General features: G+C 72.0%; 25 protein-coding genes and 1 pseudogene. 13 read left to right on the top strand and 13 right to left on the bottom strand.

Translation table 11 applies throughout. The annotated features are described in order from the left end of the window. The 4 genes and pseudogenes from FV230_RS29510 to FV230_RS08840 form a co-directional block, all read left to right on the top strand. Positions 1-514, top strand: a pseudogene (locus FV230_RS29510) (hypothetical protein); the annotation flags it as partial. Between the two features lie 28 nt (positions 515-542). Then, on the top strand, positions 543-1,589 hold the full coding sequence (locus tag FV230_RS08850) for an iron ABC transporter substrate-binding protein (protein ID WP_147842098.1): 1,047 nt from the start codon (positions 543-545) through the stop codon (positions 1,587-1,589). Between the two features lie 14 nt (positions 1,590-1,603). After that, a complete protein-coding gene (locus FV230_RS08845; RefSeq protein ID WP_147842097.1) occupies positions 1,604-2,677 on the top strand; it encodes an iron ABC transporter permease in 1,074 nt (357 codons plus the stop codon). After that, positions 2,674-3,447, top strand: a complete 774-nt coding sequence (locus FV230_RS08840) for an ABC transporter ATP-binding protein (protein ID WP_147726250.1) — start codon at positions 2,674-2,676, stop codon at positions 3,445-3,447. The genes FV230_RS08845 and FV230_RS08840 overlap by 4 nt, the downstream gene beginning before the upstream one ends. Positions 3,448-3,530: 83 nt before the next feature. Here FV230_RS08840 and FV230_RS08835 read toward each other — a convergent pair whose 3' ends face one another. Both FV230_RS08835 and modA read right to left on the bottom strand, forming a co-directional pair. Beyond that, the gene (locus FV230_RS08835) at positions 3,531-3,740 is read right to left on the bottom strand and encodes a molybdopterin-binding protein (protein ID WP_147842096.1); all 210 of its coding nucleotides are present in this window, start codon (positions 3,738-3,740) and stop codon (positions 3,531-3,533) included. Between the two features lie 28 nt (positions 3,741-3,768). Further along, positions 3,769-4,575 (bottom strand): molybdate ABC transporter substrate-binding protein, encoded by an 807-nt coding sequence (modA, locus tag FV230_RS08830; RefSeq protein ID WP_147842095.1) that lies wholly within the window; start codon positions 4,573-4,575, stop codon positions 3,769-3,771. A gap of 150 nt (positions 4,576-4,725) precedes the next feature. Between modA and FV230_RS08825 the strand changes: the two genes are divergently transcribed. Then, a complete protein-coding gene (locus FV230_RS08825; protein ID WP_147842094.1) occupies positions 4,726-5,157 on the top strand; it encodes a LysR family transcriptional regulator in 432 nt (143 codons plus the stop codon). On the opposite strand, the gene FV230_RS08820 is transcribed toward FV230_RS08825, so the two are convergent. Together FV230_RS08820 and eno are read right to left on the bottom strand one after the other, a co-directional pair. Further along, entirely contained in the window at positions 5,083-5,400 is a 318-nt protein-coding gene (locus FV230_RS08820) for a hypothetical protein (RefSeq protein WP_246694799.1), read from the bottom strand. The genes FV230_RS08825 and FV230_RS08820 overlap by 75 nt on opposite strands. 66 nt (positions 5,401-5,466) lie before the next feature. Then, complete coding sequence (gene eno, locus FV230_RS08815) at positions 5,467-6,756, bottom strand: phosphopyruvate hydratase (protein WP_147726241.1); 1,290 nt, start codon at positions 6,754-6,756, stop codon at positions 5,467-5,469. Between the two features lie 252 nt (positions 6,757-7,008). Between eno and queF the strand changes: the two genes are divergently transcribed. Next, positions 7,009-7,458 (top strand): preQ(1) synthase, encoded by a 450-nt coding sequence (queF, locus tag FV230_RS08810; protein ID WP_147726242.1) that lies wholly within the window; start codon positions 7,009-7,011, stop codon positions 7,456-7,458. Between the two features lie 73 nt (positions 7,459-7,531). Here queF and FV230_RS08805 read toward each other — a convergent pair whose 3' ends face one another. The 3 genes from FV230_RS08805 to FV230_RS08795 all read right to left on the bottom strand — a co-directional run bounded on the left by FV230_RS08805 (position 7,532) and on the right by FV230_RS08795 (position 9,385). Continuing rightward, the gene (locus FV230_RS08805) at positions 7,532-7,846 is read right to left on the bottom strand and encodes a hypothetical protein (protein WP_147726243.1); all 315 of its coding nucleotides are present in this window, start codon (positions 7,844-7,846) and stop codon (positions 7,532-7,534) included. Between the two features lie 346 nt (positions 7,847-8,192). Further along, positions 8,193-8,810, bottom strand: a complete 618-nt coding sequence (locus FV230_RS08800) for a flavin reductase family protein (protein WP_147842093.1) — start codon at positions 8,808-8,810, stop codon at positions 8,193-8,195. A gap of 11 nt (positions 8,811-8,821) precedes the next feature. Next, on the bottom strand, positions 8,822-9,385 hold the full coding sequence (locus tag FV230_RS08795; RefSeq protein WP_147726245.1) for a nitroreductase: 564 nt from the start codon (positions 9,383-9,385) through the stop codon (positions 8,822-8,824). 201 nt (positions 9,386-9,586) lie between these two features. On the opposite strand from FV230_RS08795, the gene FV230_RS08790 reads away from it, so the two are divergent. After that, positions 9,587-10,504: a hypothetical protein gene (locus FV230_RS08790; RefSeq protein ID WP_147842092.1), complete on the top strand. Its 918-nt coding sequence runs from the start codon at positions 9,587-9,589 to the stop codon at positions 10,502-10,504. 15 nt (positions 10,505-10,519) lie between these two features. Here FV230_RS08790 and thrS read toward each other — a convergent pair whose 3' ends face one another. Beyond that, positions 10,520-12,547, bottom strand: a complete 2,028-nt coding sequence (gene thrS, locus FV230_RS08785) for a threonine--tRNA ligase (protein ID WP_147726247.1) — start codon at positions 12,545-12,547, stop codon at positions 10,520-10,522. A gap of 218 nt (positions 12,548-12,765) precedes the next feature. Next, positions 12,766-14,355, bottom strand: coding sequence for a catalase (locus FV230_RS08780; RefSeq protein ID WP_147842091.1), 1,590 nt, complete (start codon positions 14,353-14,355; stop codon positions 12,766-12,768). A gap of 160 nt (positions 14,356-14,515) precedes the next feature. Here FV230_RS08780 and FV230_RS08775 point away from each other — a divergent pair, with 160 nt between their 5' ends. The 4 genes from FV230_RS08775 to ilvA all read left to right on the top strand — a co-directional run bounded on the left by FV230_RS08775 (position 14,516) and on the right by ilvA (position 18,884). Continuing rightward, the gene (locus tag FV230_RS08775) at positions 14,516-15,454 is read left to right on the top strand and encodes a LysR substrate-binding domain-containing protein (RefSeq protein ID WP_147842090.1); all 939 of its coding nucleotides are present in this window, start codon (positions 14,516-14,518) and stop codon (positions 15,452-15,454) included. A gap of 119 nt (positions 15,455-15,573) precedes the next feature. Next, positions 15,574-16,632 carry an AbrB family transcriptional regulator gene (locus tag FV230_RS08770; RefSeq protein ID WP_147842089.1) on the top strand — a complete coding sequence of 353 codons (1,059 nt, stop codon included), beginning with the start codon at positions 15,574-15,576 and terminating at the stop codon, positions 16,630-16,632. An 18-nt stretch (positions 16,633-16,650) separates the two neighbouring features. Continuing rightward, entirely contained in the window at positions 16,651-16,995 is a 345-nt protein-coding gene (locus FV230_RS08765; RefSeq protein ID WP_147842088.1) for a diacylglycerol kinase, read from the top strand. 281 nt (positions 16,996-17,276) lie between these two features. Next, a complete protein-coding gene (ilvA, locus tag FV230_RS08760; protein ID WP_147842087.1) occupies positions 17,277-18,884 on the top strand; it encodes a threonine ammonia-lyase, biosynthetic in 1,608 nt (535 codons plus the stop codon). Positions 18,885-19,014: 130 nt separating this feature from the next. Here the strand turns inward: ilvA and FV230_RS08755 are convergent, their stop codons facing one another. From FV230_RS08755 to FV230_RS08745, 3 genes are all read right to left on the bottom strand, one after another. Next, positions 19,015-19,674 carry an MgtC/SapB family protein gene (locus tag FV230_RS08755; protein ID WP_147842086.1) on the bottom strand — a complete coding sequence of 220 codons (660 nt, stop codon included), beginning with the start codon at positions 19,672-19,674 and terminating at the stop codon, positions 19,015-19,017. A 74-nt stretch (positions 19,675-19,748) separates the two neighbouring features. Next, positions 19,749-20,702 carry an EcsC family protein gene (locus FV230_RS08750; RefSeq protein WP_147842085.1) on the bottom strand — a complete coding sequence of 318 codons (954 nt, stop codon included), beginning with the start codon at positions 20,700-20,702 and terminating at the stop codon, positions 19,749-19,751. Between the two features lie 10 nt (positions 20,703-20,712). Further along, positions 20,713-22,146 carry an AmpG family muropeptide MFS transporter gene (locus FV230_RS08745; protein WP_187275448.1) on the bottom strand — a complete coding sequence of 478 codons (1,434 nt, stop codon included), beginning with the start codon at positions 22,144-22,146 and terminating at the stop codon, positions 20,713-20,715. Between the two features lie 299 nt (positions 22,147-22,445). Here FV230_RS08745 and FV230_RS08740 point away from each other — a divergent pair, with 299 nt between their 5' ends. Together FV230_RS08740 and FV230_RS08735 are read left to right on the top strand one after the other, a co-directional pair. After that, positions 22,446-23,534, top strand: coding sequence for a PAS domain-containing protein (locus FV230_RS08740; RefSeq protein WP_147842084.1), 1,089 nt, complete (start codon positions 22,446-22,448; stop codon positions 23,532-23,534). Further along, positions 23,531-23,953 (top strand): response regulator, encoded by a 423-nt coding sequence (locus FV230_RS08735; RefSeq protein ID WP_243946688.1) that lies wholly within the window; start codon positions 23,531-23,533, stop codon positions 23,951-23,953. The genes FV230_RS08740 and FV230_RS08735 overlap by 4 nt, the downstream gene beginning before the upstream one ends. A gap of 7 nt (positions 23,954-23,960) precedes the next feature. Here the strand turns inward: FV230_RS08735 and mutS are convergent. After that, the coding region (gene mutS / locus FV230_RS08730) for a DNA mismatch repair protein MutS (protein ID WP_147842083.1) at positions 23,961-25,539 on the bottom strand (1,579 nt) is incomplete at its 5' end.

The raw sequence follows: 25,539 nt of genomic DNA, 5'->3' as shown, positions 1-25,539 counted from the left end.
CGCCGCGGCGCTGGCGCTGCGGCCCGACGGCATCGTCCTGCCGGGGGTCGCCGATGCCGGCGACGTCGCCCGGCTCGGCGTGCGCCTGTCCGTGCACGAGGCCGAGACCGGCATCCCGGACGGTGCGACGCGGATCGTCGCCGGCCTCGACGGCCCCGGCGCCCTGCTCCGCTTCGGCGGCGGCTCGGAAAGGTTCGCGCGCCTCGCCGGCCTGTTCTGCGCGTTCGATGCGCTGGCGCGCGACCTCGGGGTTTCGGCCTCGCCGCGGGCGCCGCAGCCTGCTCCGCTGGCGCAGGCGCGCGGGCTTCTGGTGCTGGCCGCCGCCGCCTTGCGCGTCCCGGCCTTCGACATGCCCGGCCCGTCGCCCGATCGCGCGACGGTGGAGGCGGCCTGCCGCGACGGGTTCCGGGGGGGCTTCGCCGAGACCGCCGCGGCGGCGGCCGTCCTCGCCGCGGTGTTCGGGCGGGATCCGAGCGTCGCCGGTGGCCCTCGCGGCGCGCTGCCCCTAGGTTGAGCGGACATCCTCCGATCGAAGCTGCAGCATGCCGCATCCGCGACGCCTCGCCCGCACGACCCTCGGCTTCGCCCTTCTGGCGCTCTTGGCGCTCCCGGCGGGGCCGGCCCGGGCCCGCCCGTTCACCGATGCGGCCGGCCGCGTGGTCGAGGTTCCGGAGCGGGCCGCCCGGGTCGTCGCCGCCGGCCCGCCCGCGTCCGTGCTGCTCTACACGCTCGCCCCCGAGCGGATGGCGGCCTGGGTCCGGTCACCCTCCCCCGCGGAGCGGCCCTACCTCGCCCCGGCGACCTGGGGACTTCCGGCCAGCGGCCGCCTGACCGGGCGCGGCGGCACGGCCAACGTCGAGGCGGTGCTCGCCCTCAAGCCGGACCTGATCGTCGACGTCGGCTCGACGGGGCCGACCTACGCCTCGCTCGCCGACCGGGTCCAGGCCCAGACCGGCATCCCCTACATCCTGCTCGACGGCGCCTTCGCCAGGACCGCCGAGACCTACCGTCGGCTCGGCGCCGTCCTCGGACTGGATCAGGCTGCCGACGGGCTCGCGGCCTATGCCGACCGCACCGTGGCGGAGGTCGCCGCCCGCGTCGCGCAGATCCCGGAGGCGGAGCGTCCGCGCGTGTACTATGCCCGCGGCCCGCGCGGCCTGGAGACGGGTTTTTCCGGCTCGATCAACACCGAGATCCTCGAGGTGGTCGGCGCCCGGAACATGGCCGTCGGCGGCAACGGCCTCGCCAACGTCTCGCCCGAGCAGGTCCTGGGCTGGAACCCAGACGTGATCGTCGCCCTCGATCCCGCCTTCCGGCCCGCCGACGATCCGCTCTGGCTGGGGGTGAAGGCGGTACGCGAGGGGCGCGTCTACCGGACGCCAACGCTGCCCTTCGCCTGGTTCGACGCGCCGCCGGGCGTGAACCGCCTGATCGGCGTGCGCTGGCTCGCGCACCTGCTCTACCCGGCGCAGTTCCCCGAGCCCCTGCCGGCGATCGTCGCCGACTTCTACCAGCGGTTCTACCACGTCGCCCTCGCCCCCGAGGCGGTCGACGCGCTGCTCGCCGATGCGGTGCCGGCGCGCCGATGACGCGACGCCGGGCGATGACCCAGGGCACCGCGACGACCGACGCGCCCGCGGCGGCGCAGGCCGTCCCCGGCACGGGACGGCGTGCCTCGGCGGCGGTGCGAGCCTGCCTCGCGCTGTGCGGCCTCGGCGCGCTCGTCCTCGTCGCCCTCGCCGCGGGGAAATTCCCGGTGCCGGTCGCCGAGGTGTTCGCGATCCTGGCCTCCAAGCTGTTCGGGACCGCGCCGGGCGAGGCGACCGCGCAGGTGGTGGTGCTTCAGGTCCGCCTGCCGCGGGTGGCCGCCGCGCTCGTCGTCGGCGCGGCTTTGTCGTCGGCCGGCGCGACCTACCAGGGCCTGTTCCGCAATCCCCTGGTCTCGCCCGACATCCTCGGGGTCTCGGCCGGCGCCGGTCTCGGGGCGGTGCTCGGCATCACCCTCGCGCTGCCGGTCCTCGCGATCCAGGGGCTGGCCTTCGCCGGGGGCCTCGGCGCCGTGGCGATCGTCTACGCGGTCGGCGCGCTGGTCGGCCGGCACGATCCGGTGCTGACGCTGGTGCTGGCCGGCGTCGCGGTCGGCGCCGTGCTCGGCTCAGGCATCTCGCTGCTCAAGGTGCTGGCCGACCCCTACAACCAGCTGCCCGCCATCACCTACTGGCTGCTCGGCAGCCTGTCCTCCGTCACCCTCAGCGACGTCCTGGCGATCCTGCCGGCGATCGGGCTCGGGCTCCTGCCCCTCGTCCTGCTGCGCTGGCGCATGAACCTGATGAGCCTCGGCGAGGAGGAGGCGCGGGCGCTCGGCATCGAGACTCGCTGGCTGCGCCCGCTCCTCGTCGCGGCGGCGACGCTCGTCACCGCGGCGGCGGTCTCGGTGACGGGGGTGATCGGCTGGATCGGCCTGGTCGTGCCGCACGTCGCGCGCGGCCTCGTCGGCCCGGATTTCCGCCGCCTGCTGCCGGCCTCCGCGCTGCTGGGCGCCGGCTATCTCGTGGCGGTGGACCTCGCCGCCCGCACCCTGGCGCCGGTCGAGGTGCCGCTCGGCATCCTCACGGCGCTCGCCGGCGCGCCGTTCTTCCTGTGGCTGCTGGCCGCGGGCAAGCGGGGCTGGTCCTGATGCTGTCCGTCGAGGCGCTGGCCTTCGGATACGGCGCGCGCGAGGTCGGCGCCGGCGTCAGCTTCTCGCTCGGGGCCGGCGAGGTGCTGTGCCTGCTCGGGCCGAACGGCGGCGGCAAGACCACCCTGTTCAAGACCCTGCTCGGCCTGCTGCCGGCCCGCGCGGGCCGCGTCCGGCTCGACGGCGAGGACCTGTCGCGCTGGTCGCGGCGCAGGATTGCGCGCGCGATCGCCTACGTGCCGCAGGCGCATGCGGCGTTCTTCCCGTTCACCGTGCGCGCGGTGGTGCTGATGGGGCGCGCGGCCCGGCTCGCGCCCTTCGCCAGCCCCGGCCGCAAGGACCGCGAGGCGGCGGACGCGGCGCTCGAGAGGCTCGGGATCGCGCATCTCGGCGAGCGCATCTACACCGAGATCAGCGGCGGCGAGCGGCAGATGGTGCTGATCGCGAGGGCGCTCGCCGGCGAGCCGCGCATCCTGGTGATGGACGAGCCGACCGCGAGCCTCGATTTCGGCAACCAGACCCGCGTGCTCGAGCAGGTCCGTCGTCTCTCGGCCACCGGCATCGCCGTGGTGCTTTCGACGCACGACCCCGGCCACGCCTTCCTCTGCGCCGACCGCGTCGCGCTGCTGCACGGCGGCCGCCTCGTCGCGCTCGGAGACCCTGAGGCGACGATCACGCCCGAGAGCCTGCGCCGCGTCTACGGGGTGGAGGTGGCGGTGGTGCCCCTGCCGGGGCACGGGCGCTCGGTCTGCACGCCGATCCTGGCGTGATCCCGAGCCTCGGGGGGGCATCGCCCAAGGGGTCGGTCGCCCACGAGGCCGGCGGATGCCCCCGGCCCCATGATCGCAGCCGGTCAGTCGACGGCGACCATCACGTCGGAGGCCTTGACCACGGCGTAGGCCTCGCCGCCGACCGTGAGCTTGAGGCTGTCGACCGCCTCGTTGGTGATCGCCGCGGTGACGATCTGGCCGGCGGCGATCTCGATCTTCACGTGCGCGGTGGTCGCGCCCTTCTCGATTGCGACGACCTTGCCCTTGATGACGTTGCGTGCGGAGATCTTCATCGAACAGCCTCTGTGAATGAAAGAAAAGTCACTTGGTGCCGGGCTCGGCCGGGATCTCGGCGCCCTGCCCGGCCGGGATCACGGAGAAGCCTTGGGCTTCGAAGAACGGTTTGGCCGACGCGCTCTTCAGGAAGGCGAGGAAACGGGCCGCGCCGTCGCCCTTAGCCTCGGACGTGACGGCGAACGGGTACACCACCGGCGGATGGCTGCCCGCCGGAAACACGCCGACCACCTTCACGCCCGGATCGGACTTCGCGTCGCTCTCGTAGACCACGCCGAGGGGCGCCTCGCCGCGCGAGACCAGGGCGAGCGCCGCGCGCACGTTGTCGGCCTGCGCCAGCCGCGGCTGGATCGTCGCCCACAGCCCGAGCGTCTCGAAGGCCGCCTTGGCGTACTTGCCCACCGGCACCGAGCTGACCTCGCCGGTGGCGAGCCGCCCGTCCAAGCCGAGCGCCTTGGCGAAGCCCTCTACGGTGAACGGGACCTCGCTCTCCTTGGCGTCCTTCGGTGCGACGACGACGAGGCGGTTTTTGAGCAGGTTCACCCGGCTCTCGGCCCGGATGAGCGTCTTCTTGTCGAGGTAGTCCATCCATTCGAGATCGGCTGAGGCGAAGAGGTCGGCCGGCGCGCCCGCCTCGATCTGGCGGGCGAGCGCCGAGGAGGCGGCGTAGCTCGCCTTGACCGCGATCCCGGTCTGCGCGGTGAAGGCCTTGCCGGCGTCGTCCAGGGCGTTCTTCAGGCTCGCGGCACCGAACACCGTGACCGTCTCGGCGGCCTGCGCGGCGGTCCCGAGCAGCAGGGCGGCTACGAAGACGGCGCGCGTAATACCGATCAAGACGACCTCCGAAACGGCCGCCTCGCAGGGGTCGAGCCGGCCGCATCGCTATATCCCAGCAAGTATAGCGATGGCCAGGGCCGATCGCGGGGTCGATGCCGCTCGCCGTGCCGTCGCCGTCCGGGTTAGGATGCCGGACGAGGGGAACCGATGGCGACGCTGAGCATCCGCATCGATCTCGGGCCGGGCAACCGGCTCGGACCCGGTAAGGTGCAACTGCTGGAGATGATCGCCGCGCACGGTTCGATCTCGGCGGCGGGCCGGGCGCTCGGCATGTCCTACCGGCGGGCCTGGATGCTGGTCGAGGCGATCAATGCCGGGTTCCGGCAGCCGGTGGTCGAGGCGCAGATCGGCGGACGGAGCGGTGGCGGGGCGCGGCTGTCCGCCTTCGGCGCGGAGGTGGTGGCGCAGTACCGCGCGGTCGAGCGCCTGGCTGCAGAGGCCGCCGCCCCGTTGCTCGTGCGCCTCGAAGGCGCGGCGGCGGATCCATCCGGCGATCGTGGAGGATCAGGCGACCGACCGGAGGGCGGCGGCGATGACGTCCCGCTCGGCGGCGAGATCGCCGGTGGCGACGGGGCGTGAGGCGCGGGCGTACCAGTAGGCCGCGTTGGCCGGGTCGCCCTCGAGACGGTGGAGATGGGCGTGGACCCAGGCGGCATCCGCACCCGCCGCGTCCTGGACGAGCGCGTGGGCGCGGTCCCAATGCGTCGGACCCTTCGCCGCCCACCACAGGGCGGCCAGCGCCGGAGGCAGGTCGTGCGGCGCGGCGTCGGCCGCAGGTTCAAGGTCGGGCTGGGCGGTGGGCGTCGCGTCCGGCTTCGTCATCGTCGGCTCCGGCCTGCGCTGGGCTGCAGGCCGGGATGACGCGGGTGCGGGTACGGAGGTTCCGCCTCAGGCGCGCGCGGATTGGCGCAGCGCGCCGCGCCCGGCGTAGCGCCCCTGCGCGCCGAGGCCCTCCTCGATCCGGATCAGCTGGTTGTACTTGGCCAGTCTGTCCGAGCGGGCGAGCGAGCCGGTCTTGATCTGCCCGCAATTGGTCGCGACCGCGAGATCGGCGATGGTCGCGTCCTCGGTCTCGCCGGAGCGGTGCGACATCACCGCGGTGTAGCCGGCTCGGTGAGCCATATCGACGGCGGCCAGCGTCTCGGTGAGCGAGCCGATCTGGTTGACCTTGATCAGGATCGCGTTCGCAGAGCCCTCCGCGATGCCGCGGGCGAGGCGTTCGACGTTGGTCACGAACAGGTCGTCGCCGACGAGCTGGCAGCGGTCGCCGATGCGCTGGTTGAGCAGGCGCCAGCCCTCCCAGTCGTCCTCGGCCATGCCGTCCTCGATCGACAGGATCGGGTAGGCGTCGACGAGCTTGGCCAGGTAGTCGACTTGGCTCTCGATCGAGCGGACGGTGCCCTCGCCCTCGTAGTGGTAGGCGCCGTCCTTGAACCAGTCGGTGACCGCGCAGTCGAGCGCGAGCACCATGTCGGTGCCCGGCTTGAAGCCCGCCGCCTGGATCGACTCCATGACGAAGTCGAGGCCGGCTTCCGCCGTCGGCAGGTTCGGGGCGAAGCCGCCCTCGTCGCCGACGTTGGTGTTGTGCCCGGCCTTCTTGAGCGCGCTCTTGAGGGTGTGGAACACCTCGGCGCCCATGCGCACCGCCTCGGCGATGGAGGTGGCCCCCACCGGCATGATCATGAATTCCTGGAAGTCGATCGGGTTGTCGGCATGCGCGCCGCCGTTGATGATGTTCATCATCGGCACCGGCAGGACCCGGCCCTGGACGCCGCCGACGTAGCGGTAAAGCGGCAGGCCGGAGGCTTCCGCGGCGGCCTTGGCCACGGCGAGCGACACGCCGAGGATGGCGTTGGCGCCGAGGCGGGCCTTGTTGGGGGTGCCGTCGAGCTCGATCATCGCCTCGTCGACCGCGACCTGGTCCTCGGCGTCCATGCCGCCGATCGCGTCGAGGATTTCGGTCTGGACCGCGTGCACGGCGTTGCGCACGCCCTTGCCGGCGTAGCGGCCCTTGTCGCCGTCGCGCAGCTCCACCGCTTCATGCGCGCCGGTGGAGGCGCCCGACGGCACGGCCGCGCGGCCGAAGGAACCGTCCTCCAGCAGCACGTCGACCTCGACGGTGGGGTTGCCGCGGCTGTCCAGAATTTCGCGGGCGGCGATGTTGGTGATCGCGGTCATGAAGGCTCCTCCCCAAGGGCGCACGCGATCGGCGGCGGGCCCGGATTCGGTCTCGTCGCTGCGGCTTATCCGTCAAGGCGCGGCCTCGGGCAAGGCGGTGCGCGATCGCGCGATGCGACCGGCAAAGTGAATGCAAAAGCCGCCGCCGCCCGTTCCGGTTTCGAGCCCCAGCGGCGATGCCGCGAGCGACGCGCGGCCGAACCATGCACGCGGGTCGGATGCACCGCGGCGAGGCCTGCGGTAAGGAGGGCCATGACCGATGAATCCTTGCAGCTGGGGCAGCCGACGCCCCTCCCCGCCGGCCCGCACGAGGCCCGCCTCGACCGGGTGCCGAACCCGCACCCGGATACGGACTACCTTGCCCGCTTCACCGTCCCGGAATTCACCTCGCTCTGCCCGGTGACCGGCCAGCCCGACTTCGCGATCCTGGTGATCGACTACGTCCCGGATCGCTGGCTCGTGGAGTCGAAGTCGCTCAAGCTCTACCTCGGCGCATTCCGCAACCACGGCGCGTTCCACGAGGATTGCACGGTGGGCATCGCTAAGACGCTCGTCGACCTGCTCGGGCCGCGCTACCTGCGGATCGGCGGCTTCTGGTACCCGCGCGGCGGCATCCCGATCGACGTGTTCTGGCAGACCGGTGCGCCGCCCGCCTCCGTCTGGCTGCCCGATCCCGGCGTCCCGCCCTACCGCGCCCGCTGAGGGAAGCCGTACGAACGAAAAGGGCGACCGGAATGCCCGGTCGCCCCAAATTCACGTGCTGGATGGCGAGCCCTTAGTAGGGCGAGCCGTAGTAGCCGCCGTAGGCCGGGGCGCCGTAGCCGCCGTACGCACCGTAGCCGCGGTTGTAGCCGTAGGCATCGCGTGCTGCGCCGGCGGCGATCGCACCGGCTGCGAGGCCGGCGATGCCGAGGCCAACAGCGGCGCCCGTGCCGATGCCGCGACCGCCGCGGTAGCCGTAACCCCGGCCGTAGCCGCCGCCGTAACCGTGGCCGTAGCCGCCGCGGAAGCCGGGACGCGCATCGGCCGTGGTGGCGGAGAGGACACCAGCCGAGATGATCGCGGCGGTGACGAGAGCGAACTTGCGCATGATGATCCTTTCTCGATGATCCATCGAATTCACAAGCTCAACGCTGAAGCTCGGCGATCGTTCCGAAGGTTCCGTGGCCAAGCGGACCCCAGGGGGAGATTCGGTGCCGGCATTCGCGCCCGGCGAAGGTTAACGAAGCGCGCACAAGACCGGGGTTCGGGCCTGCGCTCCGCCTCAGGGCGCGTCGCCACCGCACGGGGATGCAGGGGCGCGTGCCGGCGATGAGGGTCTAAGCTTTCTTCGAGCGCGCACGGGTCTTGCGCGCACGACCCTGCGCGGGCGGAGATCCGTCGAAGGGCGCCGGGCTGCAGAGCCCGAGCGCGCGCCTGTTCCGCTTCCCGTCGTGTCAGCGCGCGGTGTAGTCGCCGGCGCCCTTGGGGCGCTGCATGGCGAACTTCGCGTCCGGCCCGATCTTGAAGTAGTCGAAGTAGCCGCCGCGCATGATCGGCTGCATCGCGGCCGTGTCGACGAGGCCGTCCTTCAGGAAGCGGTCGTCGATGTAGATCGAGACCACCTGCCCGATCACCAGGAAGTTGGCGGCCTCGCCCCCTCCGAGCGGAACCAGCGGCACGGTCTGCAGCCACCGGCATTCGAGGGCGGCGGCGGCTTCCGCCACCCGGGGCGCGCGCACCTTGCGCGACGGGGCCGTGGTCAGCCCCGCGAAATCGAACTCGCTCTCGCCGCGCGGCAATGGGGCCGAGGAGGCGTTCATCGGCTCGCGCAGATCGTAGGTGGCGAGGTTGCAGACGAAATCGCCGCCCTCCTCCGCGAAGGTCAGCGCGTCCTTGCGGCCGGTGGAGGAGAACGCGACCATGTCGTCGCCGACCGCGTTGAAGAACGAGTACGGCGCGAGGTTGAGCTTCCCGTCGCGGCTCATGGCACTGATCCACCCGATCGGCCGCGGCGCGACGATCGCCTTCAGCGGGTTGTGCGGCAGGGTGCGGTCGTCGGGGGCGTAATGCATGGGTGCGAGCCTTACAGGCGCGTGACGATCTCGGCGAGGTCCGGCCGCGGCCGGTCCGACGGGATCTCCTCGGGGGCACCGATATGGATGAAGCCCGCGAGCTTCTCGCGCGGGTCGAGGCCAAGGGCTTCGAGCACGCGGCGATCGTAGGCGTACCATTCGGTCAGCCAGGCGGTGGCGAAGCCCTGGGCGTTGGCCGCCACCACGAGGTTCATGCAGGCGGCGCCCGCCGACAGGACCTGCTCCCATTCCGGAATCTTCACGTGCGGCCCGGCCCGCGACACGACCGCGACGACGACCGGCGCGTGCGCGAGGCGCTTGGCCTCGAGGTCGAGCCGCGCGGCGTCGGCCTCCGGGTTGTCGGCGGCGTAAGTCTTCGCGATCACGGCCCCGATCCGCTCGCGCGCCGCGCCCGCGATCACGATGAAGCGCCACGGCGCGAGCTTGCCGTGGTCGGGCACCCGCGAGGCCAGCGTCAGGATCGTGTCGATCTGCTCCGGGCTCGGTCCCGGGTCCGTCATCCGCACGGGCGGCACCGAGCGGCGGGTGCGCAGCATGTCGAGGGTGGCGTTCATCGGGGCGTCTCGGCTGGCCGGTGCGGGGCGGTCCCGCGATCGCGTCGGGATTTCGCACGGGTGGGACCGGCTGGGAAGTCGGGCAGCTTGGCGCGGGAAGCGCGAGGACCCTCGGCGGCCTTGCGCTCGCCACGGTCCGGGATCACACGGGCGAGACGGTGACGTTCGGCCGGTTCGGCCTTTGGGGAGAAGGCTTGCGACATGCGCGGACGAAGGCTCGGGCCCGGATTGGCGCTGCTGGCTGCGGTCGCGCCGCTCGCAGCCGCGGCGCAGTCGCCGGACCCCTTCGGCAACCGCCTCGGCGGCGGCCTTCCCTCGCCCTCGATCACGACGCCGGACCTGCCCCCAAGCCAGCCCGAGGGCGAGGCGACCCTGTCGCTCTCCGCGCTGCTGTCGGGGATCGGCCAGCCGCTGCGGTCCGGCCTGGTCTGGCGGATCTACGAGGATCGCACCGACGGCGTCCGGCCCGCGATCGTCGCGCGCTCCACCGACCCGGCGCCGACGTTCAAGCTCGCGCCGGGCGCCTACGTCGCCTCCGTGACCTACGGCTTCGCCAGCGCGACGAAGAAGATCGCGATGTCCGGCCAGCCCGCGACCGACACCCTGCGGGTGGCCGCCGGCGCGCTCAAGCTGTCCGGCGCGATCGGCGACAACCGGATCGCTCCGGCGCAGCTCTCCTTCTCGGTCTTCGTGCCGATCGGCACCAACTCGGAGGGGCGGCTGGTGCGCAGCGGCGTCAAGGCCGGCGAGCTGCTGCGCCTGCCCGAGGGCACCTACCACGTGGTCTCGACCTACGGGGAGTCGAACGCGATCCAGCGCGCCGACCTGAAGGTCGAGAACGGCAAGGTCACCGACGCCACCCTCAACCACCGGGCGGCCACGGTGACGCTGAAGCTCGTCACCAGCCCCGGCGCCGAGGCCTTCGCCGGCACGGCCTTCTCGGTGCTGACGCCCGGCGGCGACACCATCCGCGAGGCGATCGGCGCGTTCCCGCAGGTCACCCTGGCGGAGGGCGACTACGTGCTGATCGCCCGCCACGACGGGCAGGTCTACACCCGCGAGTTCAAGGTCGAGAGCGGGCTCGACCGCGACATCGAGGTCCTGGCCAAGGCGGGGTGAGCGGGCGCCGGCGCCTTACGGCGTCGGGCTCTCGCCATGCTGCCCGTCGAGCACCGTGCCCGTGCTCGGCACGCTCTCGGCGACGGCCTCGGCCCGGCGCAGGTCGGGCGAGGTCGCCTCGGCGACGAAGCTCGCCACCGCCTCCGCGAGCGGCAGGGTCCGGGTCTGCTGGCTGCCCAGCCGCCGGATCGAGACCGTGCGCTCCTCGGCCTCGCGCCGGCCGAGCGCCAGGATCACCGGCACCTTGGCCAGCGAGTGCTCGCGGACCTTGTAGTTGATCTTCTCGTTGCGCAGGTCCGCCTCGACCCGGAGGCCGGCCCGCGTCAGCGCCCGGACGACCTCCGCCGCATAGGCGTCGGCCTCCCCGGTGATGGTCGCGACCACCACCTGGACGGGGGCGAGCCAGAGCGGGAAGTGGCCGGCGAAGTGCTCGATCAGGATGCCGGTGAACCGCTCCATCGAGCCGCAGATCGCCCGGTGCACCATCACCGGCGGCACCTTCTGGCTCTCGGCATCGACGTAGAACGCACCGAACCGCTCCGGCAGGTTGAAGTCCACCTGCGTCGTGCCGCACTGCCAGTCGCGCCCGATCGCGTCGCGCAGCACGTACTCGAACTTCGGCCCGTAGAAGGCGCCCTCGCCCGGGTTCACCTCGGTGCGGATGCGGCCGCCCGACTGCGCCTCGATCTGCGCCAGCACGCGGGTCATCACCTCCTCGGCATGGTCCCATAGGGCGTCCGAGCCGACCCGCTTCTCGGGCCGGGTCGAGAGCTTCACCACGATCTGGTCGAAGCCGAAATCGGCGTAGGTCGAGAGGATCAGGTCGTTGATCGTGAGGCACTCGTCGGCGAGCTGGTCTTCGGTGCAGAAGATGTGCGCGTCGTCCTGCGTGAAGCCGCGCACGCGCATCAGCCCATGCATCGCGCCCGACGGCTCGTAGCGATGCACGACGCCGAATTCCGCCATGCGCAGAGGCAGGTCGCGGTAGCTCTTCAGACCGTGCTTGAAGATCTGAACGTGGCCCGGGCAGTTCATCGGCTTCAAGGCGAACCAGCGCTTGTCCTCGGCCTCGTCGCCGGCGCTTTGAGCCGCGAACATGTTCTCGCGGTACCAGCCCCAGTGGCCGGAGGTCTCCCACAGGGCCTTGTCGAGGATCTGCGGCGCGTTGACCTCGGCGTAGTCGCCCTTCAGGCGGCGGCGCATGTAGGCGATCAGCTCCTGGAAGATCGTCCAGCCCTTGGCGTGCCAGAACACGACGCCCGGCCCCTCCTCCTGGAAGTGGAACAAGTCCATCTCCCGGCCGAGCCGGCGGTGGTCGCGGCGTTCGGCCTCCTCCAGGCGGTGGAGATAGGCGTCGAGCTCCTCCTTCGTGGCCCAGGCGGTGCCGTAGATGCGGGTCAGCATCGGGTTGCTCGAATCGCCCCGCCAGTAGGCGCCGGCGACCTTCATCAGCTTGAAGGCCGGCCCGACCTTGCCGGTCGAGGTCATGTGCGGGCCGCGGCACAGGTCGAACCAGTCGCCCTGGCGGTAGACCTTCAGGTCCTCGCCCGGCGGGATCGCGTCGACCAGCTCGACTTTGTAGGCCTCGCCCCGGTCGGCGAACACCTTGCGGATGTCGTCGCGCTTCCAGACCTCCTTGGTGAAGGCCGCATCGCGGGCCATGATCTCGCGCATCTTCGCCTCGATCGCCGGGAAGTCGTCCGGCGTGAACGGGGTTTCGCGCGCGAAGTCGTAGTAGAAGCCGTTCTCGATCACCGGGCCGATCGTCACCTGCGTGCCCGGCCACAGCGCCTGAACGGCCTCCGCCAGCACGTGGGCGCAGTCGTGGCGGATCAGCTCCAGCGCCCGCGGGTCGGTGCGGTCGAGGAACTCGATGCGGGCGTCGCGCTCGATCGTGTCGGACAGGTCGGCGACGACGCCGTCGAGCGCCATCGCGACGGTGCGCTTGGCCAGCGATTTCGCGATGCCTTCGACCACGCTCCGTCCGGTCACGGCCTCGTCGTAGGCGCGGGTGTTGCCGTCGGGGAATGTCAGGATGGGCATCGTCGCGGTGTCTCCGGGCTCACTCCTGCGTACGCGGCAGGTAAGCGCAAACGAGGGTCGGTCCCCGCGCGGGGCGCGGGAGCGGCCGTTTAGACCGTTTCCGGGCGGGAGGAAACGCCGCGCCGCGCGGCGGCGGGGCTTGCGCCAAAGAAAGAACCCCGCGCGGTCCTTCGACCGCGCGGGGCTGATGTCGTCGTCCGCGCGAAGCGCGAAGCGGGCTACTCGGCGGCGATCTGGTGCGCCTGCGAGCCGTCCGTGTAGGTCTCGGGCGTCAGGCGCTTGCCCGGCGCGGCGCGCCCCGGCAGCGGCGGCAGCGCCAGCGCCTTGGCGAGGTCGATCCCGGCCCCATCCGCGACCCGGCGGCCGTAATCGGCGTCGGCATGCGAGAAGTGCCAGACCATCCGCAGCTGGATCGCCTCGGGGCACTGCTTCATGTCGCCGACGAGGTTGGCGATCAGGTCGTCGCGCTCCCAATCCTGGAACGAGCGGTAGCGCACGCCGGCCTGGGTGTAGTCGTCCTCGGTGCGGGAGGTCTGGTAGCGGCCGAGGTTGCCCTGCACCGGCTGGTGGTAGTCCTTCGCGGGCTTCGGCGCCTCGCGCAGGCCCTCGGCCAGCGTCGAGGGCTCGTAGTTGATGTGCTTGTTCGGGCCGGTCCCGTCGACGCCGTAGGTCATCTGCCCGTCGCGCTGGTTCGAGTAGACCTTCACGCCCGGCTGCGGCGCGTTGATCGGCAGCTGCAGGTAGTTGGCGCCGACCCGGTAGCGCTGCGTGTCCGAGTAGGACAGCGTCCGGCCCTGGAGCATCTTGTCGTCCGAGAAGTCGATGCCGTCCACGAGCACGCCCGTGCCGAAGGCCGACTGCTCGACCTCGGCGAAGAAGTTGTCCGGCACGCGGTCGAGCACCATGCGGCCCACGGGCAGCAGCGGGAAGTCCTCGACCGGCCACAGCTTGGTGTCGTCGAGGGGATCGAACGACAGGTGGTCGTTCGGGCCGTCCGGCATGATCTGCACGCAGAACTCCCACTCGGGGAAGTTGCCGGCCTTGATGTTGTCGTAGAGGTCACGCGTGGCGTGACCGACGTCCTTGCCCTGGATCTCGGCCGCCTGGGCCGAGGTCAGGTTGCGGATGCCCTGCTTGGGCTCCCAGTGGAACTTGCAGAGCACCGCCTCGCCCTGGTCGTTGACCAGCTTGTAGGTGTTGACGCCGGAGCCTTCCATCTCGCGATAGTTGGCGGGGATGCCCCACGGCGACTTCAGGTGCGTCACCATGTGGATCGCTTCGGGGTGCTGCGCCACGAAGTCGAAGAAGCGCCACGCCTCCTGGCGGTTCGTCACCGGGTCCGGCTTGAACGCGTGGATCATGTCGGGGAACTTGATCGCGTCGCGGATGAAGAAGACCTTGAGGTTGTTGCCCACCAGGTCCCAGTTGCCGTCGACGGTCTTGAACTTGACCGCGAAGCCGCGGGGGTCGCGCTCGGTCTCCGGGCTCTCCTTGGCGCCGGCCACGGTGGAGAAGCGCACGAACATCGGCGTCTTCACGCCGGTCTCGTTGAGGACGCGGGCGCGGGTGTACTTGGAAGCCGGCTCGTTGCCGATCTTGCCGTAGGCCTCGAAGTAGCCGTGGGCGCCGGCGCCGCGGGCATGCACGACCCGCTCGGGGATGCGCTCGCGGTCGAAATGCGTGATCTTCTCGATGAACTGGTAGTTCTCGAGCGTCGCGGGACCCCGCTCGCCCACCGTGCGCGTGCTCTGGTTGTCGCGGACCGGGTGGCCCTGGCGGGTCGTCAGGATCGGGCGTTGATCGCTCATGCGAAGAATCTCTCCGTGGTGGTGACGAGGCTCGAGGATCGGCGCCTGCTCCCGCGAACGAGGGGACGCCGTTTCCTGGAATCGTTCCGGGCTCTCCTTATGCGCCACTCCGAACCCATTAGCCAATGCATCGTCGCAAAGGGTATGATAGACAAAAACTATGAACCTTGCCGGCCTGTCGCTCCGCGACCTCGAATACGTGGTCGCCATCGCCGACGAGGGGCATTTCGGTCGGGCGGCCGAACGCTGCAACGTCAGCCAGCCGACGCTCAGCGTCCAGGTGCGCAAGCTCGAGGGCGCGCTCGGGCTCGTGCTGTTCGAGCGCTCCAACCGGCGCGTGCTGATGACGGCGCCGGGCCAGATCATCGTGCGCCAGGCCCGCGCGGTGCTGGCCGAGGCGCAGCGCCTGCTCGCGCTGGCCAGCGAGGGCCGCGGCGCGCCGCTCACCGGTAGGCTCGTGCTCGCGGCGATCCAGACGCTCGGGCCGTACTTCTTCCCCCTGGTGCTGCGGACGATGCGCCAGGAATTCCCGATGCTGGCGCTGGCCCTCAGCGAGGGCCGCACCGCCGACATCCTCGCCTCCCTGCGCGACGGGCGGGTCGACGCCGCCCTGGTGTCGCTGCCCCTGCCCGCCTCGGGGCTCACCGTCTCGCCGCTCTTCGTCGAGCCGTTCCGCCTCGCCTGCCCGGCCGACCATGCGCTCGCGCAGGGCGGGGCCCTGCGCGCCGCCGACATCGCCGGGCCGGACCTGCTGCTCCTCGACGAGGGCAACTGCCTGCGCGACCAGGCGATCGCCGCCTGCGGGGCGGGCAGCGCCGCCGGGCGCCATGCCACCAGCCTGGAGACCCTGCGCTCGATGGTGGCGGCCGGGGCCGGCTACACCCTGCTTCCCGCCCTCGCCGTCCCGTCCGGCCCCGATCCGAGCGGGCTCACCGTGATCCGCGGCTTCGACACCGACGGGCCGGGCCGGACCATCGCGCTGGCCTGGCGGGCGAGCGACCCGCGGGCGCCGGGCCTCGCCGCGTTGGCCGCCTTCTTCCGCGCCCAGGCGCCGGCCGGCACCGCCGCCTGCCGCGAGGCGACGATCGCCGCCGGGTGACGAACGGGTCGCACAGGGCTGGGTTGTGCGCCCGTGCGCGTGACAGGCCGGGCGACAGGGTGTAGCGCGGCGCCAGGATCGCGGACCGCCATGCGATCGATCGAACCTGGCGCGTCGCCTTGCCTTTTCCCGCACGGACCATCGCCCTCTGGGCGGCGCTGATCGCCGCCTCGGGCCTGCTCGGTTTCGGCCTGAAGCTCGGGCAGTTCCCGGCCGCGTTCCTGCTCGGGCCGATGATCGCGGCGATCGCGTTCGGGGTGCGGGGGGCGCCGCTCCGGATGCCGCGGCCGGCCTTCCAGGCCTCGCAGGCGATGATCGGCTGCATGGTGGCCCACGCCATCACCGCGGAGATCACCAAGACCCTGATCGCGGACGGCCCGCTGATCCTGCTCGTGGTCGGCGTCACGGTGCTCGCCGGCGCCCTCGTCGGGCTGGTGCTCACGCGCCTGCGGGTGCTGCCCGGCACGACCGCCGCCTGGGGCTCCTCGCCGGGCGGGGCGGCGGCGATGGTGGCGATGGCCGAGGAATACGGCTCCGATCCCCGCCTCGTCGCCTTCATGCAATACGTGCGCGTCGCCGCCGTGGTGCTCTCGGCCTCGCTGGTGGCGCGGCTGCTGACCGATTCCGTGGCGGCCGGCCCGCCGCCGGCGGTCGCCGAGGCGGCGACCGTGCTGCCGGTGCTGGTCACGCTCGCGGTCGCGGCCGCCGGCGCCGGCATCGCGCTGTGGCTCCGCCTGCCCGCCGGCGCGCTGATCGGGCCGATGCTGCTCGGCGCGGCGCTTCACGCGACCGGCGTCGCCAGCATCACCCTGCCGCTGCCGATCCTCGAGCTCGCCTACGCGACGATCGGCTGGTACGTCGGCCTGCGCTTCACCCGCGAGACCCTGCGCGCGACGCTGCACGCGCTGCCCGGCATCCTCGTCGCGACGCTCGCCGTGATCCTGCTCTGCGCCGGCTGGGCGCTCGGGCTGACGCACCTGCTCGCGATCGACTTCCTCACCGCCTTCCTCGCGACCAGCCCCGGCGGCCTCGACTCGGTGGCGATCATCGCAGTCGGCTCGAAGGTCGACGTGTCGTTCGTGCTCGCGGTGCAGACGCTCCGGCTGTTCGTGGTCCTGATCACCGGCCCGGTGCTGGCCAAGTGGATCGCCCGCGCGGTGCCGCAGGAATCTGCTTGAATGGACGAGGCGGCGTGAATGCACGCGCTCTGGCTCGCCTTCCTGAATTCCTGGCGCGGCCTCGTCCACGGCGCCCGCACCGAGCGCGCCGTGCGGCTCGAGCTGGCGCTGCTCGTCGTCGGCGTGCCGGCGGCCCTCGTGCTCGGCGCGAGCCTCTGGGTCCGCGTCGCGCTGATGGCGACGCTCCTGCTGATGCTCGCCGCGGAGTTCCTCAACACCGCGATCGAGAAGCTGTGCGATCACCTCCACCCCGGCCGCCACCCGCGGATCGGCACGGTGAAGGACCTCGCCTCGGCCGGGACGTTCTCGGCGCAGGCGATCGCCGCCCTGGTCTGGGTCGCTGCGCTGATCGACCGGCTCTGACGCCGCGGCGTTCCCGCCATCGTCGCTCCGGAGCCGGGACCGTGCGGACTTCCGAGCGGGCCTTCACCGTGACGCCGTCGCTCGGACGCTCGCGGAACGCCGGTGCCGGCGTCCGGATCGTTACGACGCCCTTCGCGCTCCGACGTCCCGCCCGGGCGGCGGTGCGGACCATCGTCCCTGCCGCACGTCCGGCGGTCTCCGGCATCCGGGGCCGGGCAGGCATGCGGGGCCGAGCGGGGGCGCGCTCGCATCTTGCGCGGCAAGCGGCTATTGCCGGCCGCATGTCCGACACCGTGAAACCCGCAAGTCCTCCGGCCGAACCGGCACCCGACTACATCCGCAAGATCCTCACCGCGCGGGTCTACGACGTGGCGATCGAGAGCCCGCTCGATCCGATGCCGCGCCTGACCGTCCGGCTCGGGCGGCCGGTGCTTCTGAAGCGCGAGGACCTGCAGCCGGTCTTCTCGTTCAAGCTGCGCGGCGCCTACAACAAGATGTCGGGGCTCTCGCCCGAGCAGCTCGCCCGCGGCGTGATCTGCGCCTCGGCCGGCAATCACGCGCAGGGCGTGGCCTTGGCGGCCGCGCGCCTGCAGGTGCGGGCGGTCATCGTGATGCCGCGCACGACGCCCGCGATCAAGGTCGACGCCTGTCGCGCCCGAGGCGCAGAGGTGATCCTGCACGGCGACGCCTTCGACGAGGCGCTGAGCGAGGCGCGGCGCCTGGAGGCCGAGCAGGACCTCACCTTCCTCCACCCCTTCGACGATCCCGACGTGATCGCCGGCCAGGGCACGATCGGCATGGAGATCCTGCAGCAGCATACCGGCCCGATCGAGGCGATCTTCGTGCCCGTCGGCGGCGGCGGGCTCGCGGCGGGAATCGCGACCTACGTCAAGTACCTGCGGCCGGAGACCAAGGTGATCGGCGTGGAGCCGGACGACGCCGCCTGCATGGCCGAGGCCCTGAAGGCCGGCGAGCTCGTGCTGCTGCCGAGCGTCGGGCTGTTCGCCGACGGCGTCGCCGTCCGCCAGGCCGGGGCCGAGACGTTCCGGCTGTGCCGCCAGCACCTCGACGAGGTCATCACCGTCGACACCGACGCGATGTGCGCGGCGGTGAAGGACATCTTCGACGACACCCGCGCGGTGTCCGAGCCGTCCGGCGCGCTCGCGCTCGCCGGCGCTAAGCTCTACGCCGAGCGCGAGGGCGGCGCCGGCACGCTCGTCGCGATCTCCTCCGGGGCGAACCTCAACTTCGACCGCCTGCGCCACATCGCCGAGCGGGCCGAGCTCGGCGAGGAGCGGGAGGTCCTGCTCGGCGTCACCATCCCGGAGAAGCCCGGCGCCTACCGGGCCTTCATAAGGGCCCTGGGCCCGCGCGCGATCACCGAGTTCAACTACCGCTACGCGCCGGGCACGCAGGCCAGGATCTTCGTCGGCATCAACCTGCCCGGCGGCCGGCCCGAGAAGCGCGACCTCGTCGCGGGCCTCGTCGCCGGGGGCTACGACGTCCACGACATGAGCGACAACGAGATGGCCAAGGTCCATGTCCGCTACATGGTCGGCGGCCGCGTCTCGGGCCTGGCCCACGAGCGGCTCTACCGCTTCCAGTTCCCGGAGCGGCCGGGCGCGCTGCTGAAGTTCCTCGACGCGCTCGGCGAGGACTTCAACATCACCCTGTTCCACTACCGCAACCACGGTGCCGATTACGGCCGGGTGCTCGCCGGCATCGCCGTGCCCCCCGACGCCAAAGGCCGTTTCGACCGGGCTGTCGAAGCTCTCGGCTTCCCGTGCTTCGACGAGACCGAGAACCCGGCCTACCGGATGTTCCTGGACGGCGAGCCCGCGGCGGCCAAGACCGGCATCGCCGGCTGGTTCGGGCTCAGGAAGGCCTGAGCGACCTCGGGTCCGGCGCGCCCCGAGCATTTTCGAGCGAGGTGGCTCCCGGCTCGCGTGAAGAAAATGCGACTTCGCAAGATGAGCATTTTCGAGCGAGGTGGCTCCCGGCTCGCGTGAAGAGGGTGCTCTAGCGCTGCGCCGTCTCGACGCTGACGACGTCGGGGTTCGCCCGCAGGGTCTCGGCGATCGCCTCGACGCTGGTCGCCGACAGGCGCACGAACGCTACCTCGATCTCGTCGAGGGCGGGGTCCTCGGCGGTGCGCGCCACGAACTGGCGCACCCGCGAGGCCCGTTCGCCGGTCGCCGCGTGCAGGGTGTCGATCGACAGTGTCCCGCGCTTGGCGACGAGGCGGAGGGTCCGCGTCTGCATCCGGTCGCGCCAGCGCTCCTCCAGCGGCTTCACGCCCGCGAGGATCGCGACGACGAAGGTCGTGGTCGCCACCGCCGGGACGTAGAGCCCGCCGCCGATGGCGAGCCCGATCGCCGCCACCGCCCACAGGCTCGCGGCGGTGGTCAGCCCCTTCACGACCTCGCTGCGCAGCAGGATCGTGCCCGCGCCGAGGAAGCCGATCCCGGAGACCACCTGCGCCGCGACGCGCGACGGGTCGAGGACGACGTTCCGGGCGCCCAGCGCGTCGGCGAAGCCGTAGGTCGAGACCAGCATGATCAGGCACGAGCCGACGCAGACCAGCATGTGCGTGCGCAGGCCGGCCGCCCAGAGCAGGCGCTCGCGCTCGAGCCCGATCACGCTGCCGAGCAGGGCCGCCAGCGCGAGCCGGCCGATCATCTCTCCGTTGCCGAGCAGGGCCGGTCTCCGTTCTGTCCCGCGATCCTCTGGGGACGATAGGCCGGTTCAGCCCGTCATGCGACGCCGAGCGCGGCCTTCTCCACCTCGTAGGCCGCACGCACGGTCGCCTGCCCGTAGGTGCGCTCCAGGCGCCGGACGGTGAAGTGGGCGCGGGCCATCGACTGGAAGTGGCTCATGAAGGCGGTGTTGACCGCCGCGCCGCCGAACGCGCCCAGCACCGGCACCGCCTGCGCGGCGACCTTCTGCGAGACCACGATGCCGAAGCGCGCCGCGATCTGCGCGGTGAAGCGGATCAGCGCCGGCGCCGACTGGTCGAGCAGCGTCTTGCTCCCGGCGTAGCGGGCGGCCTCCGCCATCGTCTTGGCGAGGGCTGCGCGCACCGCGAAGTAGCCGCTCTCGGTCAGGCCGGTGCCCTCGGCCGCGCCCGCCGCATCGCCCTTTCCGCCCAGCGCGAAGACCTGGACGCAGGCGAGCGCACCCTCCGGGTCGTCGAGGTCCTCGCCCTCCTCCCGCGCGATCTCGGCGATCGAGCGCAGCATCAGGGTGGTCGAGACCGGCAGCTCGACGGCCAGCGTCGCGAGGCCGAAGGCGCCTCCGAACGCCCCCGACAGCGCGGCCATGGCCTTGTGGTTGAAGGTGCTCGATCCGGTCAGGCTGCCGAGCAGCGCGCCGAGGCGTCCCTCCGGCTTGACGGCGACGCTCTCGATCTCGGTGCCGGCGGCCGGCGCGACCGCGACCTTCGGCAGGGTCTTGAGCGCGACGCGCAGCGCCCCGCGCATCGCCGCCTCGGTCGAGCGCCCGACGACCTCGGTCACCGGGGCCGGCAGGGACCGGCCGATCATGTCGAGGGGAGCGCCGGCGGCGGCCGAGAGCCGGGCGGCGAGGCCCGGCTGCTCCAGGGCGCGGACGGACCGGCGCAATGCCGCGAGGTCCGCCTCGCTCAAGGGACGCTCGATGGACTCGGTAGCGGCCGGAAGGACCTCACCGGTCAGCGCGATATCGCTCATGCATTCCTCCTCAAGCCTGGGTTCTCAGGGGCACGCCCGGCGAACCGGTAGGAAGCGGGACGGGCCCGGGAGGGTTCCCGTGCCCGCCCGCGGCGGCCATCCCCGCGTCGCCCGAGGCCGGCACGGGCCTGCGGCTCGGCGTTCTGCCGACGGCGAGGCAGAGCAGCACCACCGGGATGCCGACCGCAGAGGTCAGGACGAAGAAGGTCGGGTAGCCGAAGGCGGCGACGATGTAGCCGGCGGTGCCCGCGACGAGCTTGCCCGGCAGCGCGTAGAGCGAGGAGAACAGGGCGTACTGCGTCGCCGCGTAGCCGGGGGTGGTCAGGCTCGACATGTAGGCGATCAGCGCGATGCCGGCGAAGGAGCCGCAGAAGTTCTCGATCGAGATCGCCACCGTCAGCCGCCAGACCTCCGGCCCGCCGGTCGACAGCCAGGCGAAGGAGAGGTGCGAGGCGGCGGCGAGGAAGGCGCCGGCCAGCAGCGTCGGGAACATCCCGAATCGCGCCATCGCCCAGCCGCCCGCGAACCCGCCCGCGATGCCGACCCAGATGCCGTAGAGCTTGGTGACGGTGGCGATCTCCTTCAGGTCGAAGCCCAGCGTCCGGTACAGCGGGCTCGCCATCACGCCGGAGACGAAATCCGGCATGCGGTAGAGCGCGACCAGCACCAGCACGCCCCACAGGGCCGGCCCCATCCGGCCGTGCAACTCGACTAGGGGCTCCAGCACGGCCTGGCGGATCGACAACAGCCGCGTCCCGGCCGCCTTCGGCGTCTGCGCGGCTGCGGCCGCCGGCTCGGGGCGCCGGGTGTCGAAGGCAGGCGCGAGCAGGGCCGCGATCAGGCCGACGAGCATCAGGGCCGCCATCGTCAGGTAGGCGAAGGTCCAGCCCTTGTCGGAGGCGATGAACAGCGCGCCGGCGCCCGCCGTGATCAGGCCGAGGCGGTAGCCGAGGTTCGAAGTCGCCGCGAGGATGCCCTGGAAGTCGGTGCCGGCGGCGTCGATGCGCCAGCCGTCGACGACCACGTCCTGGGTCGCGGCGCAGAAGGCGACGAGGAAGGCGCCGAGGCCGAGCAGCGCGAGGCTCGTCTGCGGATCGGCGAAGGCCATCAGCACCAGGCAGAGCGCCACCGCGACCTGCGTCGTCACCATCCAGGCGCGGCGGCGCCCAAGACGAGCGCTCAGCACCGGAACGTCGATCCGGTCGATCATCGGCGCCCACAGGAACTTCAGCGAGTACGGTAGCGCCACGTAGCTGAACAGGCCGATCGCCTTGACGTTGATGTCCGAGAAGGCGAGCCGCAGGGTGAACGTCCCGAGCACCAGGAGCAGCGGCAGCCCCGAGGAGAAGCCGAGCGCCAGCATCAGGACGATGCGCCGATCCTCGACGAGGTCGCGGGCCCGCAGCCGTCGTGCGGGCTTGTCGGGTGCGGTGTCCATGGCCATGCGGTGGAACTCCTTGACGCCCTTCCGCCTTGATCCGTGAGAATCGTGGCAGCCTTGCGCCGCCCCCCCGCGTCGGGGGCGATCCGTGCGGGGTGCGGCGGCCGGATCATGGTCGATGTCTGCTTAACGCGACATCGCACATTTGCCTGGGTACAAGCGGGGCGGGGCGGGAACCTTGCCCCTGCGTACCTGTTCGGATGATGCGAGCGTAGCCGTTCCGCTCGCAACGGTCTGCCGCGCTGGCCCGGCGCGGCGGCCATCCCTGCCTCGAGGCTCCTCGCGTACCGATCGGTTACAGGATGATGGAGACCAGCGATCAGGCGGATTATCCGCTCGCTCCGGCGACATTCGCGCGGGCGTTCGATTCGAGCCCGACGCCGATGCTGCTCACGGGGGCGACGCACGACAACAACCCGATCGTCTGGGTGAACGAGGCCTTCCTGAAGCTGACCGGCTACGACCGCGACGAGCTTCTCGGGCGCAATTGCCGGATGCTGCAGGGCGCCGGCACGGACGCGTCGGAGGTCGCGCGCCTGCGCGCCGCGCTCGAGGCGGCCGAGCCGATCGAGTGCGAGCTCCTGAACTACCGCAAGGACGGTACCGCCTTCTGGAACAGCATGACCGTCAACCCGGTGCGAAACGCCGACGGACGGGTGACGTTCTTCTTCGCCGCGCAGGCCGACATGACCGACAAGCGCACCGTCGAGCAGGCGATGCGCGGCACCAACGACGAGCTGGAGCGCCAGGTCGGGCAGCGCACCGCCGACCTGCAGGCGGCCCTCGAGCAGAAGACCGCCCTGCTCCACGAGGTCGATCACCGGGTCAAGAACAACCTCCAGGTGATCTCGTCGCTGATGCTGCTGAAGGCCCGGCGCACGCCCGAGGGCGAGGCGCGCGATGCGCTCTCGAGCATGGCCGAGCGCATCGGCGCGCTCTCGACCGCCCACCGCATGCTCTACTCGGCCGGCGACGTCACCAAGTTCAACCTGTCGGACTTCACCGACGACTTCCTGTCCGATCTCAACGCCGGGCTCGATGCGGAGCGGACCCGGGTCGAGGCGCGGATCGATTCGATCGCCGTCTCCGCCGCGATGGCCGCGCCGCTCGCCCTTATGATCCACGAGCTGGCGACCAACGCCGTCCGCCACGCCTTTCCTGAGAACCGGAGCGGCCGCATCGGCATCACCGCGCAGCGCACCGACGCCGGCATGCACCTCACGATCGAGGACGACGGCGTCGGCCTCGATGCGGGGCCGGTGAACCCGGCGGGCTTCGGCCGGAACCTCGTCGAGATGGTGGTGCGGCAGCTGCGCGGCACGATCACGTGGCGCGATCGGGCGCCGGGCACCGTCGTCGAGATCGACATTCCCCTGGCGGAGGACGCGTGAGCGCCCCGGCCCTGCGCATCCTCGTGGTCGAGGACGAGGCGCTGATCGCCCTCGAGCTCGAGTTCCTGCTCGACGACCTCGGCTACGTCACGGTCGGCATCGCCGCCAGCTCGACCGAGGCGATCGCGCTCGGGCAGTCCACCGCACCCGACATCGCGCTCGTCGACATCCACCTCGTCGACGGGCCGACCGGCGTCGACGTCGCCCGCGCGCTCAGCGCCGACCCGCGCACGACGGTGGTGTTCATGACCGCCAACGCCAAGCGCATCCCCGACGACTTCGCGGGCGCCTTCGGCGTGATCTCCAAGCCCTATTCCGAGCGGGTCGTGGCAAGCACCCTCGACTACGTGGCCGGCTGCCGCGCCGGGCGCGTCCCGGCCCCGCCCTGCCCGGACGGGTTCTTCCGCGCGCCCGGTTGAGCCGGGCTCAGCCGGCGGCCGCCTCGCGCTCGCGCTTGAGCCGGTAGAGCGCCTCCATCGCCTCGCGCGGCGTCAGCGCGTCCGGGTCGATCGCGTCCAGCAGCAGGCCGAGCGCGTCGTCCGCCTCGACCGCCGGTTCCAGCAGAGGGGGCGGGGCGAGGCTCGCGAACAACGGCAGGTCGTCGATGCGCGGACGGCTGGGGCGCTCGCGCTCGGCCTTCTCCAGCCCCTTCAGGATCGCGCCGGCCCGCGCGACGACGCTGCCCGGAAGGCCCGCGATCCGCGCCACCTGGAGCCCGTAGCTGCGCTCCGCCACCCCCGGCACCACCTCGTGCAGGAAGACCACGCCGTCCCGGTGCTCGGCGACCTTCAGGGTGGCGTTGTCGAGCCGCGCCAGCCGCTGGCCCAGGGCGGTCAGCTCGTGGAAATGGGTGGCGAACAGCGCGCGGCAGGCGTTCGTCTCGTGCAGGTGCTCGAGGCAGGCCCAGGCGATCGAGAGCCCGTCATAGGTCGCGGTTCCGCGCCCGATCTCGTCCAGGATCACCAGCGAGTGCCGGGTCGCCTGGTTCAGGATCGCGGCCGTCTCGACCATCTCGACCATGAAGGTCGATTGCCCTCGCGCGAGGTCGTCGGCGGCGCCGACCCGGGAGAACAGGCGGTCGACGCGGCCGATCCGGGCCTGGAGCGCCGGCACGAAGGCGCCGATCTGCGCGAGCACGGCGATCAGGGCGTTCTGGCGCAGGTAGGTCGACTTGCCGCCCATGTTCGGGCCGGTGATCAGCCGGATGCGGCCGCGCCCCTCGCCCGAGAGGTCGCAATCGTTGGCGATGAAGGCCGCGCCGGATTTGCGCAGGGCCGCTTCGACCACCGGATGGCGGCCGCCCGCGATGACGAAGCTCAGCGACGCGTCGACCTGCGGCCGGCGCCAGTCGAGCTCCACCGCAAGCTCGGCGTGGCTCGCGGCCACGTCGAGGGCGGCCAGGGCCTCGGCGATGCCGCCGATCGCCTCGGCCTGCGCGACGATGCGGGCGGCGAGGTCGTCGAACACGGCACCTTCCAGGGCGAGCGCCCGCTCGGCGGCCCCGGAGATCTTCTGCTCCAGCGCGCCGAGCTCGACGCTGGTGAAGCGCATGGCGTCGACCATGGTCTGGCGATGCACGAAGTCGCGCATCAGGCCCTTCAGGCAGGCTTCGCCGACCGATTGTGGCACCTCGATGAAGTAGCCGAGCAGGCCGTTGTGCTTGATCCGCAGCGTGCGGCACCCGGTCTCCTCGGCGTAGCGCGCCTGCAGGGCCGCCACGACCTTGCGCGAGTCGCTCCCGAGCAGGCGGGCCTCGTCGATGTCGGGATGGTAGCCGGCGCGGACGTATCCGCCGTCGCGGCGGTTGAGCGGCAGCTCGTCGGCGAGGCTCGCGCGCAGCGTCTCGACCAGGTCGCGGTCGGCGTGGGCGAGGATGCCGGAGAGCCGCGCCAGATCCTCCGGCAGGTCGCGTCCGTCCGACAGGCGCGCGCCGAGCGCCAGCGCCACGTCGAGCCCGTCGCGGATCGCGGCGAGGTCGCGCGGGCCGGCGCGGCCGAGGCCGGTG

It is taken from the genome of Methylobacterium sp. WL6 (genome assembly GCF_008040095.1).
Lineage (GTDB): Bacteria > Pseudomonadota > Alphaproteobacteria > Rhizobiales > Beijerinckiaceae > Methylobacterium.
The sequence above is the reverse complement of the archived record's forward strand: the minus strand, read 5'-3'. Positions and strand labels throughout refer to the sequence as shown.